At 62.6% G+C, this 16,681-nt stretch carries 18 protein-coding genes; 13 read left to right on the top strand and 5 right to left on the bottom strand.

Annotated features, from left to right (window positions below):
• Positions 1-209: 209 nt before the first annotated feature.
• The 5 genes from BN9444_RS09685 to BN9444_RS09665 all read left to right on the top strand — a co-directional run bounded on the left by BN9444_RS09685 (position 210) and on the right by BN9444_RS09665 (position 4,496).
• Positions 210-1,343 carry a sensor histidine kinase gene (locus tag BN9444_RS09685; RefSeq protein ID WP_233423574.1) on the top strand — a complete coding sequence of 378 codons (1,134 nt, stop codon included), beginning with the start codon at positions 210-212 and terminating at the stop codon, positions 1,341-1,343.
• Positions 1,340-2,017: a response regulator gene (locus tag BN9444_RS09680; protein WP_066492983.1), complete on the top strand. Its 678-nt coding sequence runs from the start codon at positions 1,340-1,342 to the stop codon at positions 2,015-2,017. Before BN9444_RS09685 ends, BN9444_RS09680 begins: the two co-directional genes overlap by 4 nt.
• 73 nt (positions 2,018-2,090) lie before the next feature.
• Complete coding sequence (locus BN9444_RS09675; RefSeq protein ID WP_066492985.1) at positions 2,091-3,005, top strand: ABC transporter ATP-binding protein; 915 nt, start codon at positions 2,091-2,093, stop codon at positions 3,003-3,005.
• Positions 3,002-3,748: an ABC transporter permease gene (locus tag BN9444_RS09670; protein WP_066492987.1), complete on the top strand. Its 747-nt coding sequence runs from the start codon at positions 3,002-3,004 to the stop codon at positions 3,746-3,748. The genes BN9444_RS09675 and BN9444_RS09670 overlap by 4 nt, the downstream gene beginning before the upstream one ends.
• 4 nt (positions 3,749-3,752) lie before the next feature.
• A complete protein-coding gene (locus tag BN9444_RS09665; protein WP_068801827.1) occupies positions 3,753-4,496 on the top strand; it encodes an ABC transporter permease in 744 nt (247 codons plus the stop codon).
• 140 nt (positions 4,497-4,636) lie between these two features.
• Here the strand turns inward: BN9444_RS09665 and BN9444_RS09660 are convergent, their stop codons facing one another.
• A complete protein-coding gene (locus tag BN9444_RS09660) occupies positions 4,637-6,070 on the bottom strand; it encodes an RNA polymerase sigma factor (RefSeq protein ID WP_066492992.1) in 1,434 nt (477 codons plus the stop codon).
• Positions 6,071-6,212: 142 nt separating this feature from the next.
• The gene (gene ppgK, locus BN9444_RS09655) at positions 6,213-6,983 is read right to left on the bottom strand and encodes a polyphosphate--glucose phosphotransferase (protein WP_141681533.1); all 771 of its coding nucleotides are present in this window, start codon (positions 6,981-6,983) and stop codon (positions 6,213-6,215) included.
• 222 nt (positions 6,984-7,205) lie between these two features.
• Here ppgK and BN9444_RS09650 point away from each other — a divergent pair, with 222 nt between their 5' ends.
• On the top strand, positions 7,206-8,081 hold the full coding sequence (locus BN9444_RS09650) for an inositol monophosphatase family protein (RefSeq protein WP_066493276.1): 876 nt from the start codon (positions 7,206-7,208) through the stop codon (positions 8,079-8,081).
• 126 nt (positions 8,082-8,207) lie between these two features.
• Positions 8,208-8,498 (top strand): DUF4193 domain-containing protein, encoded by a 291-nt coding sequence (locus BN9444_RS09645; protein WP_066492996.1) that lies wholly within the window; start codon positions 8,208-8,210, stop codon positions 8,496-8,498.
• Between the two features lie 164 nt (positions 8,499-8,662).
• Here BN9444_RS09645 and BN9444_RS09640 read toward each other — a convergent pair whose 3' ends face one another.
• Positions 8,663-9,232, bottom strand: a complete 570-nt coding sequence (locus BN9444_RS09640; protein WP_082723332.1) for a DUF3093 domain-containing protein — start codon at positions 9,230-9,232, stop codon at positions 8,663-8,665.
• Positions 9,233-9,277: 45 nt separating this feature from the next.
• Here BN9444_RS09640 and dut point away from each other — a divergent pair, with 45 nt between their 5' ends.
• From dut to dxs, 6 genes are all read left to right on the top strand, one after another.
• Positions 9,278-9,742, top strand: a complete 465-nt coding sequence (dut, locus tag BN9444_RS09635; RefSeq protein WP_181734599.1) for a dUTP diphosphatase — start codon at positions 9,278-9,280, stop codon at positions 9,740-9,742.
• Between the two features lie 21 nt (positions 9,743-9,763).
• Complete coding sequence (locus BN9444_RS09630) at positions 9,764-10,564, top strand: DUF3710 domain-containing protein (protein WP_066513460.1); 801 nt, start codon at positions 9,764-9,766, stop codon at positions 10,562-10,564.
• Positions 10,565-10,641: 77 nt separating this feature from the next.
• The gene (locus BN9444_RS09625) at positions 10,642-11,253 is read left to right on the top strand and encodes a DUF3159 domain-containing protein (protein ID WP_082723337.1); all 612 of its coding nucleotides are present in this window, start codon (positions 10,642-10,644) and stop codon (positions 11,251-11,253) included.
• A gap of 3 nt (positions 11,254-11,256) precedes the next feature.
• Positions 11,257-11,937 carry a TRAM domain-containing protein gene (locus tag BN9444_RS15690; protein ID WP_077210072.1) on the top strand — a complete coding sequence of 227 codons (681 nt, stop codon included), beginning with the start codon at positions 11,257-11,259 and terminating at the stop codon, positions 11,935-11,937.
• Positions 11,867-12,160, top strand: a complete 294-nt coding sequence (locus tag BN9444_RS15685; RefSeq protein ID WP_077210071.1) for a hypothetical protein — start codon at positions 11,867-11,869, stop codon at positions 12,158-12,160. Before BN9444_RS15690 ends, BN9444_RS15685 begins: the two co-directional genes overlap by 71 nt.
• 70 nt (positions 12,161-12,230) lie before the next feature.
• Entirely contained in the window at positions 12,231-14,141 is a 1,911-nt protein-coding gene (gene dxs / locus BN9444_RS09615; RefSeq protein WP_066513458.1) for a 1-deoxy-D-xylulose-5-phosphate synthase, read from the top strand.
• Between the two features lie 62 nt (positions 14,142-14,203).
• On the opposite strand, the gene BN9444_RS09610 is transcribed toward dxs, so the two are convergent.
• Both BN9444_RS09610 and BN9444_RS09600 read right to left on the bottom strand, forming a co-directional pair.
• Positions 14,204-15,121: a S41 family peptidase gene (locus BN9444_RS09610; RefSeq protein WP_068801825.1), complete on the bottom strand. Its 918-nt coding sequence runs from the start codon at positions 15,119-15,121 to the stop codon at positions 14,204-14,206.
• 1,155 nt (positions 15,122-16,276) lie between these two features.
• Positions 16,277-16,681 (bottom strand): ATP-binding cassette domain-containing protein (locus BN9444_RS09600; RefSeq protein ID WP_141681585.1); only part of this gene is annotated, 405 nt, incomplete at its 5' end.

The raw sequence follows: 16,681 nt of genomic DNA, 5'->3' as shown, positions 1-16,681 counted from the left end.
GCTTGGGACGAACTCATCGGGAGTTTGGTACCCGCACCAAGTGTGCCGTCGGCACGTGTTGTAGCGCACGCATCATCGGAAGACGTCTCTGCGGCAGATCAGTTGATTGGCGAAGGAGGTCTATTTAGGCCCGGCCTTGGATAAAAAGGGCCGACGAAATCGTACTCAGGCATGACTACTTAACTCGTCGAACCGGATAGCGTAGAGGCGTGGAAGTCTTTTCTGATAGGCGAATGATTCGTGACCTTGCGGTGTCGCTTTTGTGCGGAGCGGTGTCTCTCATCGGTAGGGATCTGATGTCCCGGCCGCTCTTTGACTACCTGATTATTGCCTTGGTCGTGCTAGTGCCAATTATTAGCAGGCGGTGGCCGCGTCTGGTGGTCTTCGTTGCATCAGTGGTGCTCTTCGCCAGCCTGTTCCAGGTGGAACTCACCGTGGGCATCATAATCCTTGCGGGGCAGGTCGCCTACATTATTCGCCGCAGGCTGGAAGAGCCGCTACGTCGAATAGTGACTATAGGGATGCTTGCTGCGGGCTTTGTCGGCATATTTTGGGTGAGCCAAACGGTACAGGAAGCAACACAGGATATTGCGCGGCGCCTTTTCGTCGTGGGCTGGAGCCTACTGGTCCTTGCGGTATGCATGCTTGTGGGTGAACTGCGTAGGAGAGCAGAGGAAGAACGCACACGGGAGATTTCGCGTGCTTTAGAGAAACAACGCCTGGAATTCGAGAAACGCTCGACGGAACAACGGGCGTTCATCGCACGTGAGATCCATGACGTCGTCACACATTCGTTATCGGTCATAGTTGCTCAGGCCGATGGGGCGCTCTACACCAAAGACACGGAAGCGCAAGAAGAAGCTTTGAAGTCTATTTCCCGCGTGGGAAGGACCTCTTTGAGAGAGATGCGGGGAGTCGTGGGCTTACTGCGCACAGGGGAAAAGCGCGGCACTCAGCCTATGGCGGGATTCGGTGATCTTTCAGAACTCATTAACAGCGTTAGAAGCGCTGGCATTGCTGTGGGATATCGCTGCACAGGAACGCCACCTGAAGAGCTTTCCGCCGCGACGTCACTAAGCCTGTACCGAATTGTCCAAGAGGCTTTGACCAATGCAAACAAACATGGTGGCGGGCAAGCAGACGTACTAGTCGAATGGCTTGAAGGTATCGTCCGCCTTGAGGTGCGCAATGGATATATGGGTGATGTACGAAACGAGGGACATGGCATTGCTGGCATGAAGGAACGAGCGGAATTGGTTGGAGGCACCTTCAACCAGCGCAGTGACGCTGGCACATGGATAGTAGAAGCAAAGTTACCCACCGTAGGAGGAAATGAGCAATGAAAGTCGGATTGGTAGATGACCAGGTTCTCTTCCTGCACGGGATTGCTCAGATCATTAGTTCGCAGCCAGACATGGATGTTATCTGGCAAGCAAACGATGGCGAAGATGCGCTGACCCAATGCGCGGCCACGCCTGCCGATGTGGTGCTCATGGATGTACAGATGCCTGTCCGCGATGGAATTAGCGCCACTGCTGAGATCGCATCCACTCTTCCGGAGACGAAGGTCATCATTCTGACAACCTTCGATGACGAAGACTATGTAGTGTCCGGGCTGCGAGCAGGAGCGAGTGGCTTCGTGCTCAAGGACGCAGAGCCAGAGGAGCTACTAAGAGCGTTGAGCACTGTCTATCGCGGAGACGCGGTAATTTCACCCCGCGCCACTAAGCGCCTTGTCCACAGTATGAGGGATGATTCGACGGACACGCTGAGTATTAGCGGCGCAGACCGTCGGGTACTTGAATCGCTGACTGCCCGTGAACAAGAAATCCTTGAAGCAATCGGGATGGGATGGTCAAACACAGAGATATGTGAGCGGATGTTCATCTCTATGCCGACCGTCAAGACGCATGTTGGACGAGTGCTCGCCAAGACGAGTTCCAGGGACCGTGTACACGCAGCCCTTTTCGCCTATCGCACCGGAGTTGTCTCCCGTGCAGACCTGCTTAGCTCCTAATACCCCGGTATGACTCGCAAAATCGTGCCTCGCGGCGATGTGCGGCGTAGGCGTGCCGGGAAACAATTGAGTTATGAGCACAGAATATGTTGTCGAAACTCAGGGTTTGACCAAGGAATATAAGGGATTCAAGGCCGTCGACGGCCTTGATATGGCAATCGGCCACGGTGTCGTCCACGGATTATTGGGGCCGAATGGTTCGGGCAAGTCCACGACCATGAAAATGCTTTTGGGTCTGGCAAAGCCGACTGAGGGAAGCATCAGTTTGTTCGGCGAGCCTTTCGGGCCTAAGACGCGCAGCCGGGCCTTGGCCCGCACTGGCTCTCTCATCGAGCAGCCGTCGGCCTATTTGCATCTCACCGGGCGAGAGAATCTGCGCATCGCTGCGCGACTTCTACGCGCTGGAGCAGACGACGTGGATCGCGCAGTGCACCTCGTGCGGCTGGAAAAGCAGCTGGACAAGAAAGTTGCGAACTATTCCTTGGGCATGAAGCAGCGCCTCGGCATCGCAATGGCTATGATTCGTAACCCGCAGCTTCTGATCCTTGATGAACCAACGAACGGCCTTGACCCTGCCGGTATCGAAGAGATTCGCAATCTCATCGTCAGCCTCGCTGCCGATGAGGGGCGAACGGTATTGGTTTCGAGCCACCTTCTCTCGGAAATCGAAAAGATGGCTAGTGAGCTGACCATTATCAATCGCGGGCAGTTGCTCTTCCAAGGTACAAAGCAGGAGCTTTTCCATTCCCAGCCGCCTGAAGTCTTTATCGAAACCCCGAACCCCAAGGAAGCGGCGCAAGCACTCGCGGGTATCTCAGTGCGTTTTGTAGAAGGTGGTATTCGGGTCCCGAACTTAAGCGAGCGCGACGTCGCGGGGGCTTGCGCGCAGCTCGTCAACCATGGCGTGCCCATCTACCAGGTGCTAAGAACGCACCGCAGTCTCGAAGAGATCTTCATTTCGATTACGGGACGAGGTGGCTTGCAATGATCCTGCAGACTGAATATGCCAAGATGCGGCATACCCGGATGCTGCCGCTTGCCCTTGCTATCACGCTCGCCATCGTTGCCTTTTCCAGTATGAATCTGATGAGTGAGAACACCGCCGAACAATTTCAGCAAGATCCACATAGTCAATGGGGCGGATATCTCCTTGGCTACATCATGGTGACGGCCTTCCTCACTCCGGTGCAGGTGGCATTGTTAGCCAGTCGCGCAGCCGATGTAGAGCATCTCCACGGCGGCTGGCGGCTTAATTCCATCGCCGGATATCGCCGCGGTGGTCTGCTCCGCGCGAAATTCGCAGCTTTAACCCTTGTTCTAGCCGCAGTAAAGGTAGTTGAATTGCTCGCGGTCTTGACCACTCCCTTCCTCTTCGGTGCTCCGTCGATTGATTCACCCGGCACATGGGTTCTTACAGCAGCTGGTCTATATGGAACCTCGTGCGCACTGATGGCGATTTTCTTGTGGCAGGCAGCACGCGTGGAATCCCAGCTCGTGGTGCTCAGCACTGGGGTAGTAGGCGGCTTCCTTGGTGTGGCAGGAATGCTTTCCCCAACCGCGGTCACGCTCATTAATCCCTTCGGCTACTACGCAGTCTTGGCCCCGTTTGCCTTCCGCCCCGAAGGCCTAGTGAGCGTCGAACCACTGTGGATTCCATGGGCACTGTTCATCGCCGTTGTCACCGTCATCTTCACCGTGCTTTGCCGCACGCTTGACTCCCAGGAGGAATAAGTTCATGTTTGTTATCGACCTGCTGAAATTTCGACGCTCCTACGTATGGGCTGTCATCTTCCTCGTGCCGTCTATAGCAGTCGGCATTGGGGCCGCGAATTATCACGCCAACTTGGCGGTGCTTAATGCCGGATGGGCAAGCTATCTTTCCCAAGCAACGCTGTTCTACGGCCTAATCTTTATGACCGTGGGAGTGGCCATCATCGCTGCAGCGGCCTGGCGTCTGGAACACCGCAACCACAATTGGAACACTATTTGGACCTCACCGCGCTCGGCGGGAGAAGTAGTCGCGGCCAAGTTTTTCTCCATCATGGTCCTCATCGCGCTAATGCAGGCGGTGTTCATTGCGCTGGCATTAGGTATTGGACGCGGCTTAGGAATACAGGGAGAGATTTCGCCTCTCAACGTGAGTGCGCTGTTCCTAGCAATCATCCCGGCGTTCGCAGTCGGGGCCTGGCAATCCTTCTTCTCGATGATCATTCGCAGCTTTGCCACGCCCGTGGCGATTTCACTTGTGGGCGCGATTGCCTCAGTCGGAATTCTCTACAGCGGTATTCGGCTCATCCCGATGCTGCTGCCACCGGCTATGGTTACGTCGACGATTTCGCTCGGCAGTACCGCCTTCGGCGCAGATGACACCCCTGATGTGCGCGGTATTGTGTTCCGGATGGCTGCTTCTATCTGCTTCGTCATCGGAGCTTGGATTGCATCTGTTGCCTGGCTGCGAACCCATGACGTTGAGGCTTAGGGCTCATCCTTGGGACTCTTCTTTGTGCCACAGATGCAAAATGCCCTCGCGTCCCTCCGCAATTTAGTGCTAACGGGGGAGGCGAGGGCGGCGTCGGCAAGCATGCGCGTCTTGTCGCTTGCCTCGACTAGCTTGGCCTTTTAGTCGAGGTAGTCGCGTAGGACCTGGGAGCGCGACGGGTGGCGCAGCTTGGACATGGTCTTGGACTCGATCTGGCGGATGCGCTCGCGCGTGACGCCGTAGACCTGGCCGATTTCGTCTAAAGTGCGTGGCATGCCGTCAGTGAGACCGAAGCGCAGGCGCACGACGCCGGCCTCGCGCTCGGACAGGGTGGTGAGCACGTCCTGGAGCTGATCCTGCAGGAGGGTGAAGCTGACGGCGTCGACGGCGACGACGGCCTCGGAGTCCTCGATGAAGTCGCCGAGCTGGCTGTCGCCTTCATCACCAATGTTCTGGTCCAGGGAGATGGGCTCACGAGCGTACTGCTGGATCTCCAGCACCTTTTCCTCGGTGATGTCCATTTCCTTGGCCAGCTCGACCGGGGTGGGTTCGCGGCCCAGATCCTGGAGGAGCTCGCGCTGGATGCGGCCCAGCTTGTTGATGACCTCAACCATGTGGACCGGGATACGAATCGTGCGGGCCTGGTCCGCCATGGCGCGCGTGATGGCCTGGCGGATCCACCACGTGGCGTAGGTGGAGAACTTGTAGCCCTTGGTGTAGTCGAACTTCTCAACCGCGCGGATGAGGCCGAGGTTGCCTTCCTGGATGAGGTCGAGGAAGGCCATGCCGCGGCCCGTGTAGCGTTTCGCAAGCGAAACGACGAGTCGCAGGTTGGCCTCGAGGAGGTGGTTCTTTGCCTTGCGGCCGTCGCGGGCGATGGCGCGCAGATCGCGCTTCTCAGACGGCTTGAGCTGGGCCTCCTTGGGGACATCGGCAGCCGTGGCCTGGTCCAGCTTGTGCTGGGCGTAGAGGCCGGCTTCGATGCGCTCGGCCAGGGAGACCTCCTGCTCGGCGTTCAGCAGGGCGACCTTGCCGATCTGCTTGAGGTAGGCGCGTACGGAGTCCGCCGAGGCGGTGAGTGCGGCGTCCTTGCGGGCCTGACGCAGCTGTGCGGATTCTTCCTCGTCCCAGACGGACGTGGTTTCTTCGTCCTCGTCCTCATCCTCGTCGTCTACGACGTCATCGTCCTCGCCGAGGTCCTCGTCCTCAAGGTCCTCGTGATTCGGGTCGAAGTCGACGTCGTCATCCTCGTCGTCGAGGTGCTCCTGATCCTCGAGCTCCTCCTCGTCGGTTGCCGTGCTGGTTTCCTCCGGGGACGTAGCCTTGGAACGCGTCGACTTCTTGACGGTCTTCTTTGCCGACTTCTTCGCAGTTTTCTTCGCCGTCTTCTTTACTGCCTTCTTAGCGGTCTTTTTAGCCGTCTTCTTCGCAGTCTTTTTGGCGGTTTTCTTGGCCGTCTTTTTAGCAGTCTTCTTGGCGGTCTTCTTCGTCGTCTTCTTGGCCGTGCGCGTGCCGGAAGCGTCGACCTCTGCGTTGTCGCCGAGTGCCTTGTCTGAAGAGTCAGTGGCTGCCACGTAAGCCTTTTCGCCTTGTGCCTTCAATGGACCGGTGGGGCGCCGTGTGGCGCTCCTCAAATAGCCATTGCTATGAACAGCGGCCCAGTATAACGTAAAAGGATCTTTTGCCGCGCAACTGGGCCATTACTATCCGTTGATTTTAGGGCTTCACCCCGCGCTGTGCGGCCAGCGCCGCGCCAACGATTCCCGCGCGATTGCGCAGGTTCGCAGGCATGACGGGGGTCTCGAGCGTGAGGTAGCCGCTCCATTTGTCGAACTTGCGGGAAATGCCGCCGCCGATGAGGAAGACGTCCGGGTTAAAGAGCTTCTCGTACTCTTCGAGCACCGTGTTGACGCGCTTCGCCCAGTCTTTGTAGCTGAGCTCCTTCTTGTCTTTGACCGCGGAGGACGCCTGCTTCTCGGCTTCCTTCTTGCCCACGATCATGTGGCCCAACTCCGTGTTGGGGAACAGCTTTCCTTCCAGTAGGAATGCGCTGCCGATGCCCGTTCCTAGCGTGAGGAAGATAGCCGCACCCTCGCGCGCTTCCGCGGCGCCAAATTCGACCTCGGCCAGGCCCGCGGCGTCTGCGTCATTGAGAACGGTAACCTCGCGGCCGGGCAGATGGCGGCCGAAGAGTTCTTGGGTGTCGGTGCCGATCCACTGCTGGTCGACGTTGGCGGCAGAGCGCGCAACCTGGTGCTTCATGACGGACGGGAGGGTAATGCCCACGGGGCCGTCCCAACGAAAGTGCTCAATGATGGCGGTGATGGTCTCGGCGACGGCCTCCGGGGTGGCTGGCTGCGGGGTAGCGATTTTATGGCGCTCGCCCACGAACTCGCCGGTGTCGAGGTCCACGATGGCTCCCTTGATGCCGGAGCCACCCACGTCGATGCCAAAGCCCGCGTTGGCGGGCAGGGAATTCTCAGTCATAAGTGCCAGCATACGGTGTTGCTGCGCGTGATGTGGGGCGTTTGTGCGCAACCGTGTTGTTAGTTCGAAGTCGTGGGGATGCGGGCGCGTGGTGGGGTGGGCATGATGGAGACCATGACTAGTCCTAAGAATCCAACCGGTCCTGGCTCCTCCTTCGCGGCGCTGGTGGGGTCCTCGTACAACGACCCGGAACTGTGCGGCGAGGTGCCGTCTCTGGAGACGATGTCCGCGGCGGCGCCTGAGGTTCCGGAGGACGTCGACGCCGTCGAGCTGCGCGACCTCGCGGTCCGCGTGGCGGGCCAGGCGGCGGCGCTCATCCGTACGCGCCGCGCGGAGCTGGCCGGACCGCAGGGGGCGGGGCTGCATGCCCATCACACGAAGTCTTCGGCGGTGGATCCGGTGACGGAGGTCGACGAGGCATCGGAAAGCTTTATTACGGGCGAGCTCCTGGCGGCGCGACCCTTTGACGGCCTGCTGGGTGAGGAGGGCGCCGCACGTGAGTCTTCGAGCGGGGTGACGTGGGTGGTCGACCCGATCGATGGCACAGTGAACTTCCTGTATGGCGTGCCGGATTATGCCGTCTCCATCGGCGCGGTCGTCGACGGCGAGCCGGTGGCAGGCTGCGTGGTCAACGTCGCACAGGACGTGACGTACGCGGCGGCGCTGGGGCATGGCGCGACGGTTGTGCGCGGCGGTTCGTCGCCGCAGCCTGTGCATCCGCGTACGGAGACCGACCCGGCCTTAAGCCTGGTGGCGACGGGCTTTGGCTACGAGGCATCGCGGCGACGCGCGCAAGCGGAAGTCCTCGTGCGACTGCTGCCGCAGGTGCGTGATATTCGCCGCATTGGCGCAGCGGCGCTCGATATCTGCCGCGTGGCGGACGGGTCCGTGGACGTCTACTACGAGCACGGCATCAAGGCGTGGGACTGCGCTGCGGGCACGATTATCGCTCGTGAAGCCGGGTGCGCGGTCGTGCATCCGGGCATGGAGGCCGACGGCAAGGATGGTGCCATCTTTTTTGCCGCCCAGCCGAGCGTCGCGCCGGCGGCGTGGGCGACCTTAAGTGAGGCTAAGGGAACCGACAAAATCCCAGCGTAGAGCGGTGGGGGTAAACGGGGATTAACCCCGTGGCAAGCGGAGAATGACAAGCGGCCAATCGTCGTTTAGTATGCACCCCGATAAAGCTAGAAAAGTCCCCACCTAACCCTGTAAGGATTGACCATCATGGCTACCGATTACGACGCACCGCGCCGCCGCGCGGAGGACGAGGAAGAGACCGACTCCCTGGAGGGTCTCAAGGCCGCTGAGGCCGAAAACAATGGCATGGACGACGACGGCGAGATTGTGGAGCCCTTCGCGCCGCCGATGGATGACCTCACCGGTGAGGAGCTCAACGTCGAGGTCATCCCGCGCCAGGAAAACGAGTTCACGTGTGCCTCGTGCTTCCTCGTGCAGTCCAATAAGCGTCTGTCCCATTACGAAGGCGACGACCCTATCTGCATGGACTGCGCTTAAAGCGTACAACTGCGCAAGCCCGGCCTCCTGCCGCTGCCTTTGGGGCGGCGCGGTGGGAGAGTCGGGCTTTGTGCTGTTGTGATGCGGCGCAGGCGAATACGTTGTTCCTGCCGAGAATTCTGCTGCGATCGTGCACCGGGAGAAGGTCTTCGACAGCAACCCGGTTAGTCCAGCGTGGACGCCGCCTGCTCGGCTTGGGCGGGCACGAAGGCCTCGAGGACCTCACGCGGATGCTTCGTGGCGATGAGCCAATAGGGCGTGTCGTCCTCGGGATCATCGAGGACGAGCATGACGTGCTCCTTCATCCAGCCCTTCGTGACGAGGAAGGCCGCGGGGTCAAGCTGCGGGCCGAGCGCGTTGCGGCGGGCGGTGGAGGGGATGGCGAGAGAGCGCGAGACGACATCGGAAGGCAATTGCGCACCCTTGACGGTGAGCCAGCGCGAGCCGTCTGGGTCCTTCTCAACGCGCAGGACGGTGCCGGACCACGCGATGAGCACCCACACGCCCAGCGCGGTGAGGACGGCGCCAATGATGTAGAGCCACATCGGCGCGCGGTTCAAGCTGAAGGTGGCGGTGGCCACGAAAATGACGATGGCGCCGTACAGCCAGAAGTACCACGGCACCCAGAACCGCTCCTGGTAGAGGACAGTGGGGGCAGGAGTGGGCGAGTTTTGCGAATCAGACACGGAATCAGACACAAGGGACAGTCTACGACAGTCCAACTTAAGTTCCATCTCCCGGTGGGGTCGCGGGGCACGCGGGGCGGTAGGCTGGGGCCCGTGACTTTTACTACTTCGCAGGAGCCCATCGCCGATATCCGCGTCAAGCGCCTTGACCCCGAGCTGCCGCTGCCGCAGCGCGCGCACCGCGGCGACGCCGGCGCTGACCTTTATGCCGCCGAGACCGTGACGCTCGAGCCGGAGGAGCGCGCCCTTATCGGCACCGGCATTGCCATCGCTCTGCCGCTGGGCACGGTAGGCCTTATCCACCCGCGCTCGGGCCTGGCCGCCAAGCACGGCCTGTCCATCGTCAATACGCCGGGTACAGTGGACGCTGATTACCGCGGCGAGCTCAAGGTCTGCCTCATCAACCACGACCCGCGCGAGGCCTTTACGGTCGAGCGCGGTATGCGCATTGCCCAGCTCGTTGTCCAGCGCGTCGAGTTGCCTGGCTTCGTGGAGGTCGAGGATCTCGATGCAACCGAACGCGGGGCCGGCGGCTACGGCTCCACCGGCGTGAACTAGCCCGACTCTGAGGAGAAAACTATGTGGCCTTTTAGCAAGAAATCCGAGCCTGGCGATGCCCCCTCGGCCGAGACCCCAGACACCTCTGCGACCCTTGCGGCTGCTGGCGCCGAGTCTTCGGCCGCCTCGCAGCCGGGCGTGCAGATTGTCACCATCCCGCACGATCCGGTCAATGGTGCGAATGGTCCCTACGACGGCGACCAGGTCGACATCGAGTCTTTTGACTTCAAGGATTTTTCGGTGGGCATCCTCGACTTGGGCTCCATGCGCATTCCGCTGCCCAAGGATTCGCAGGTGCAGGTGGAGATGGGCCCGGAAGGCCCGAAGATGCTCCATATCGTGACGCGCGTGGGCCGGATTACGCCGGTCGCATTCGCCGCACCGCGCTCGTCGGGCCAGTGGGCCGAGGCCGCGCGGGACTTGCTGCGCGGCATCGAGAAAGATGGGCTCACAACCTCCGTCGAGGAGGGCCCGTGGGGCAGCGAGGTACTGGGCCATAGCGATAGCGGCGTCATTCGCATCGTGGGCATTGAAGGCCCGCGCTGGATGCTGCGTCTTACGCTCGCCGCGCCGGCGGGCATGGAAGATGAGCTCGCCGTGCTCGGCCGCGAGGTCGCCGCGCGCACGTTCGTCTACCGTGGCGACGACCCAGTGCTCGCCGGCAACTCGCTGCCGGTGGTCATGCCGGCCCCGCTCGTCGAGGAGATGCAGAAGGCCATGAAGCAGCGCGAAGAGGCCCAGAAGGCCGAGGCGAATAAGCAGCCCACCGATGCCGAGGCACAGGCGGCCGCACAGCTGCGTGAACTGAAAGAAGACAATTAGTGGCAGATCATTCTACTGAGCGTCCTGTCGACGAGCCCGACGACGCTCCCGAGGGCGAGCCCACGCTGCTCGAGCAGATGGGCGGGCTCACGGGTCTCGTCTCGGCGACGCTGCCCGTCGTCGTGCTGATCCCGGTCAATAATCAGTGGGGCTTGGGCCCGGCGTTGCTCGCCGCGCTCGGCGTGGCGCTCGTCATCACGGTGTGGCGCATCATCCGCAAGGAGACGTTGCAGCCGGCGATCTCGGGCCTGCTGGGCGTGGCGCTGTGCGCGGCCATCGCGTGGTTTACCGGCGACGCGAAGGGCTACTTCCTGTACGGCATCTGGGTCTCGCTCGTGCTCGCGGTGCTGTCCATCGCTTCTATCATCTTCCGCTGGCCCGTCGTGGGTGTGGTGTGGAAGGGCATCAACGGCGAATCCATGGTCTGGCGCCAGGTGCCCAAGGCCATGTGGGCGTACTCCTACGCCACCGCCGGCTGGGCCGCCGTGTTCCTCGCGCGCTTCCTCGTCCAAAACGGCATGTACAACCACGGTGACACCACGACGCTGGGCGTCACCCGCATTCTCATGGGCTGGCCGCTTACCGGCCTGGTCACCCTGCTCACCATCTGGATGGTCCGCCGTGCCAACGCTGCCGTCGAGGCTGCAGGCCTCGTCGAGACTCCAGAACCTGCCGAGAAAGAGGCATAATTCATGGCTTCCGCAGAAACACCCGAGCTCGCCAAAGGCGACACCATTCGGCTCACCGTGGAGCGCATGGCCCACGGCGGCGGGGGTATTGCCCACGCCGCGGACGGGCGCACCATCTTCGTCGCGGGCGCGTACCCGGGCGACACCGTTGACGCCGAGCTCACGCAGCTGAAGAAGCGCTTTGGCCGCGCCCGGCTCGTCGACGTCGTCGAGGCCGGCCCGCTGCGCGTCGAGTCTTCGTGCCCGGNTCCCAGCCACCGCCTTCTGGCAGGCGCATACCGCGGCCCCGGATACGTACGCGAAGCTCGTGCGCAACTGGCTGTCTGTCGCGGATGTCGACGGCGCGTATGCGGATCTGCCGTACCCGGATTCCAAGCGCGTGGCGTGGGACCTCTACGGCGGCGTGGGCGTCTTCGTCCCCGCGCTCGCCGAGACCCTAGCCACGACCGCGCCCGGCCTGCCCGCCGGCGCGACCTCCGTGCTCGACGAGGAGTTCGACGCCGATATCGACGCGGACTCGGAAGCCCCCTCGGGCCTCGAGGTCACCGTCGTCTCCGTCGACTACTCGCCGGCTGCGGCGAAGGCACGCCAGGACGCGCTCGCAGACTACGACGTGGAGCTCCACAACGACCTGGTAGAAAAGGCCATCGACCAGCTGCCCAAGCCCGATGCCATCGTGCTTGACCCGCCACGGACGGGCGCGGGTGCCGAGGTTGTGGAAAAGGCAGCATCGGCACGCCCGGGCGCTGTGGTGCACGTGGGCTGCGACCCTGCGACCTTCGCGCGGGACTTGGCGACGTGGCGCGAGCAGGGCTACGCCGTGCGCCGCCTCGCCGTCATCAATGCTTTCCCGGGTACTCACCATATGGAGGCGCTGGCATTCCTGGAACCCGCCGAGTTGTATTAGTCTCCCGCGTGCCTGAACGGGTAACGTGAAGAGAACCCATTGTTTTCCAAGAAGAGGTAGAAAGCACTCCATGGCACTGTTGGATCTGGTGAAATCGCCCCGCGATTTGAAGAACTTCACCCCGCAGCAGCTGGGTCAGCTCGCGGACGAGGTGCGTGCGCTGCTCATTGAGAAGGTCTCCGCCACCGGCGGTCACCTGGGCCCAAATCTGGGCGTCGTGGAGCTCACCATCGCGCTGCACCGCACCTTCGACTCGCCCAATGATGCGATCGTCTTCGACACCTCGCACCAGTCCTACGTGCACAAGATGCTCACGGGTCGCGCAGACCAATTCGATACGCTGCGTCAGAAGGGCGGCCTGTCCGGCTACACCGACCGCGGCGAGTCCGAGCACGACTGGACGGAATCCTCGCACGCCTCGGCGGCGATTTCCATCGTGGACGGCCTGTCTAAGGCATTTGCGCTCAAGGGCGAGGGGCACCGCAACGCCGTGGCCGTGGTCGGCGACGGCGCTTTGACGGGCGGCATGTGCTGGGAGGCGCTCAATAACCTGGCGACGACAAAGTCGCGCAACGCCGTCGTGGTGGTCAACGACAACGGTCGTTCCTACTCGCCGACGATTGGTGGCCTGTCCGAGAACTTGTCCTATATCCGTGCGCAGCACGGCTATGACGAGCTCATGGAGCACGGCAAGAAGCGTCTCAAGCAGCTCGGTTGGGTAGGCGAGCGCGCCTTCGATGCCCTGCATGCGATGAAGGAGGGCATCAAGTCCACCGTCATGCCGGAGGAGATGTTCCCTGAGCTGGGCATGAAGTATATCGGCCCCATCAACGGCCACGATATCGATGCGCTCAACCACGCGTTCTCCTATGCCCGCGATTACGAGGGCCCCATCATCGTCCACTGCGTGACGGAGAAGGGCCACGGTTTCGCGCCGGCCGTCAACGAGCCGAACGACCAAATGCATTCCACGGGTGCCATCGACCCGGTCTCGGGCGTAGCACTCAAGGAATCGCAGCCGGGCTGGACCGCGGCATTCTCGGAGGAGCTTCTCGCCGCCGGTGCGCGCCGCGATGACATCGTGGCGATCACCGCCGCCATGGCTGGGCCCACGGGCCTGCAGCCTTTCGCGGATAAATACCCGGAGCGTTTCTTCGACGTGGGCATCGCGGAACAGCATGCCGTGGCCTCCGCTGCTGGTCTCGCTTTGGCGGGCCTGCACCCGGTCGTGGCGCTCTACTCGACGTTCCTCAACCGTGCCTTCGACCAGCTCGTCATGGACGTGGGTCTTTTGGGCATGCCTGTCACGCTCGTGCTCGACCGCGCGGGTGTGACGGGCTCGGACGGTGCCTCGCACAACGGCGTGTGGGACATGGCTATTTCGTCCATCGTCCCGGGTATTCGCGTGGCGGCCCCGCGCGATGGTTTGCGCCTGCGCGAGCTCTTTCAACAGGCCATCGAGGTCGACGACGGCCCCACGGTCGTGCGTTTCCCTAAGGGCAACCTGCTCGAGGACCAGCAGGCCGTGGACACCTTGGCCGACGGTGTGGACATCCTCCACTACAGCGACAACAAGGACGAGGCGTCGCCCGACGTGCTGATCGTGTCCATCGGCGCGATGTCGCAGCGCTCTCTCGATGCCGCCGCACTCCTCGAAGCCGAGGGCGTCAACGTCACCATCGTCGACCCGCGCTGGGTTGTGCCGGTCCCACAGTCCGTCATCGGGCTCGCCGGCGACCACGACCTCGTGGTGACGATTGAGGACGGAGTGATGCGCGGGGGCATTGGTTCCCTGGTCTCCGAGGCTTTGAGCGCCGCCGAGGTCGACACCCCGCACCGTCGCCTCGCGTTCCCGAATATGTACCCGAAGCACGCTTCGCGCGGCGAGCTCCTCCAAGAGGTTGGCCTCGACCCGGCTGGCATCGCGGAGTCGATTATGGGATGGTGTTCGGATCTGACCGAGGACCCTGACTCCGAGTAGGAATTTTTATCCGACGAAGGCCCCAGATCTGTGGTGTTCTGGGGCCTTCGTCGGCGTAAAAGTCAGCGGCACACGTCGTGGAGCCAGCCATCGAGCTCGCTCAGCGGCGCGTCCGGGGCGATGGGGTCTTCAGCGAATTCCTCGCCGGTGCGGGCGACGTCCTTGGCGACGGTGAGCATGAGCGAGCGGCCGTCGGGGTAGTCGATGACCACGTTCGCTGACGCGTAGCCCGCGGTGGGCTCGCCGAAGGTCTGCACGTTGTCTAGACCGCGGAAGGCCAGCAGCGTTGCCTCGCCTGACGATGCCGTCTCACCATCGGTGAGCACCGCCACTGGCAGGTCCAGCTTGCCACCGGAGGGCGTGGTGGGCGTGCCGCCGCCCGCGACGTAGTTACCATCGACGGTGACGGGAGTCTTCCGCGAGCGGGACTGGAAGTAGAGCGCCGGACCGTCAGGGAGCAGGGGACTGAGTCCTGCGAGCATGGGTCCCATGTCGCCGCCGCCGTTTCCGCGCAGGTCGACAACGGCGGCGCAGGCGGGGGCATCGGAAAGCCCGTGGGCGAGCGTGTCGGCGTAGGCTTGGCCGTCGTCGAAGCGCCCGATGCCGGGCACGGTGGCCCAGACAACGTTGTCGCGCAGTTCCACCTTCGGGTCGGTGCGCGGCATGGATTCCTCTTCTCCGCGGGTGAAGATGGTGGAGTGCTTGCCGCCGGCAGCTGTGATGGCGTCCTCGATTCGGGACGAATCCTCTTTCGCTGCGTCGTAGGCTTGCTTGAACTCGGGCGAGTCGGCGTAGAGACCTTGCATGGCGGCGGCGTCGAGCATTGCCTTGTTGATGCGGGACTCGGAGGCGCCGAAAAGGAAGACGGGCTTGCCTAGGTACGCGGCGCCGACCGACGGGCCGAAGACGTAGACGAGCGCGAGGGCTGCAACGATGAGCACCGCGAGAACGGCACCGGTGATTTTGAGTGCGAGTTTCATTCGTGGCGCCCCCCAGAGGCCAGTACGCGGGAGCGCAGGGGCTCGGCAGCGAGTGCCGCGATGAGGGTGATGCCCCAGCCGGCGCCGAGGAAGCTCAGCGCCATGAGCAGGCGGCCGGCAATGTCGACGTCGCTGCCCATGGAGGAGAACATGACAAACGCGAATGGGGCACCGAGGGCAAAGCCAAGGAGGCTTACGCCTACAGCCGGGCCCGAGATCTCGATGAAGTTCACGGCGGTGTGGAATCGACGCGGCACTCCCATGAGCTGAAGCGAGCGCGAGAGTTGAGCGCCTTCAAAGGCGGCGCTTGCCTGGCCCAGGAATATGGACAACCCGGTGAGGATGAAACCGAATAGCAGCGTGAGCAAGGCACCTGTGGAGACGTCCTTGAAGAGGGTGAGAGTACCGCCCTCCTCGCTCATGGCGAGCGTGAGGTTATCCTGCTTCAGCGGCGAGCAGACGAGGTAGCCCGCGAGGAAGCCGAAGAAGGCGAGAGAGGCCACCCGGCGCCAGGCACGCTTGCCGTTCGTGGCCACGCGCTGCCATGCGACAAAATGCGCGGTGCCCGGAAAGCGGGAAACGATGTGGCCAGCCACCTGCAGCAGGTAGGGGGCCACGAAATTGATGCTCAGCACGACAAGCAAGAGCAAACCGATCATTCCGGCGATGGCTGCGATGGCGGCATCGAAGTCGAAGTTGCGCACGATGACGGCGACGACGGCGACGAGAAGGACGAATGCGATAAGACGCCAGTACTTCAGCGCTGGCGGAGTCGAGCGGCGTGCCACGCCGAGGGGGCTCACGCGGACGCGTTGCATGCCCACGAACGCAGCGCCGAGCGCGAGGAAGAACAGCGTCGCGGCGACTGCGAGGTAGCCCCACCATGGCAAGAGGATTTCNACGCGCACGCGAACATCGCCAACGTGAACCACAAGTAGAGGAAGCCCGGCTCGTTGCCGTAGGTCGCGCGCATCGATTCAGTGATGAGCTCAGGGTGGTGGGCGCGTACCCAGAACATCCATGTGCCACCCGCGACGAGAAACGCAGCGGTCGAACCCACGGCGATGGACAGGATGGACAGGAGCGATAGCGTGCCCGTGCCCGTGCGGGCATGCAGTGAGGCGCGATGCAGTTGGAAAGTGAGGGTTGCCGTGCTCATCGTGCGCCTCCCTGTGCTGCAGCGGGCGCTCCGATACGCACGCCGCCCACGAGACGGTCGTCGTGGACGAGGCCGTCGCGGATCTCTACGCGGCGTTCCATCCAATCCGCGACCTTGGGGTCGTGCGTAACCATGACGAGGCTCGCGCCCGACTGGCGGACGATGGTGGTGAGCATCTGCATGACCTCATGGCCGGTGGACTGGTCAAGAGCGCCCGTCGGCTCGTCCGCGAAGACGATGGACGGTTCAGCGGCAAGCGCGCGAGCGATGGCGACGCGCTGGGCCTGGCCGCCCGAGACGTCGCCCGGACGGCGCATAGCCAGACCGCCCAGACCCAGCTGATCGAGCAGCGCCTGCGCGCGCTTGCGGGCCGCGCCGCGCGAGGACCCCGTGAGCATGGC

Origin of the sequence: Corynebacterium phoceense, from assembly GCF_900092335.1 — a bacterium.
Taxonomy (GTDB): Bacteria; Actinomycetota; Actinomycetes; order Mycobacteriales; family Mycobacteriaceae; genus Corynebacterium; species Corynebacterium phoceense.
The sequence above is the reverse complement of the archived record's forward strand: the minus strand, read 5'-3'. Positions and strand labels throughout refer to the sequence as shown.

Coding starts and splice junctions, on each gene's coding strand:
- BN9444_RS09680 (WP_066492983.1), top strand. CDS start 1,340: ATGAAAGTCGGATTGGTAGATGACCAGGTTCTCTTCCTGCACGGGATT.
- BN9444_RS09675 (WP_066492985.1), top strand. CDS start 2,091: ATGAGCACAGAATATGTTGTCGAAACTCAGGGTTTGACCAAGGAATAT.
- BN9444_RS09670 (WP_066492987.1), top strand. CDS start 3,002: ATGATCCTGCAGACTGAATATGCCAAGATGCGGCATACCCGGATGCTG.
- BN9444_RS09665 (WP_068801827.1), top strand. CDS start 3,753: ATGTTTGTTATCGACCTGCTGAAATTTCGACGCTCCTACGTATGGGCT.
- ppgK (WP_141681533.1), bottom strand. CDS start 6,983: ATGACTGAGAATTCCCTGCCCGCCAACGCGGGCTTTGGCATCGACGTG.
- BN9444_RS09650 (WP_066493276.1), top strand. CDS start 7,206: ATGTCCGCGGCGGCGCCTGAGGTTCCGGAGGACGTCGACGCCGTCGAG.
- BN9444_RS09645 (WP_066492996.1), top strand. CDS start 8,208: ATGGCTACCGATTACGACGCACCGCGCCGCCGCGCGGAGGACGAGGAA.
- BN9444_RS09640 (WP_082723332.1), bottom strand. CDS start 9,232: ATGGAACTTAAGTTGGACTGTCGTAGACTGTCCCTTGTGTCTGATTCC.
- BN9444_RS09630 (WP_066513460.1), top strand. CDS start 9,764: ATGTGGCCTTTTAGCAAGAAATCCGAGCCTGGCGATGCCCCCTCGGCC.
- BN9444_RS09625 (WP_082723337.1), top strand. CDS start 10,642: ATGGGCGGGCTCACGGGTCTCGTCTCGGCGACGCTGCCCGTCGTCGTG.
- dxs (WP_066513458.1), top strand. CDS start 12,231: ATGGCACTGTTGGATCTGGTGAAATCGCCCCGCGATTTGAAGAACTTC.
- BN9444_RS09610 (WP_068801825.1), bottom strand. CDS start 15,121: ATGAAACTCGCACTCAAAATCACCGGTGCCGTTCTCGCGGTGCTCATC.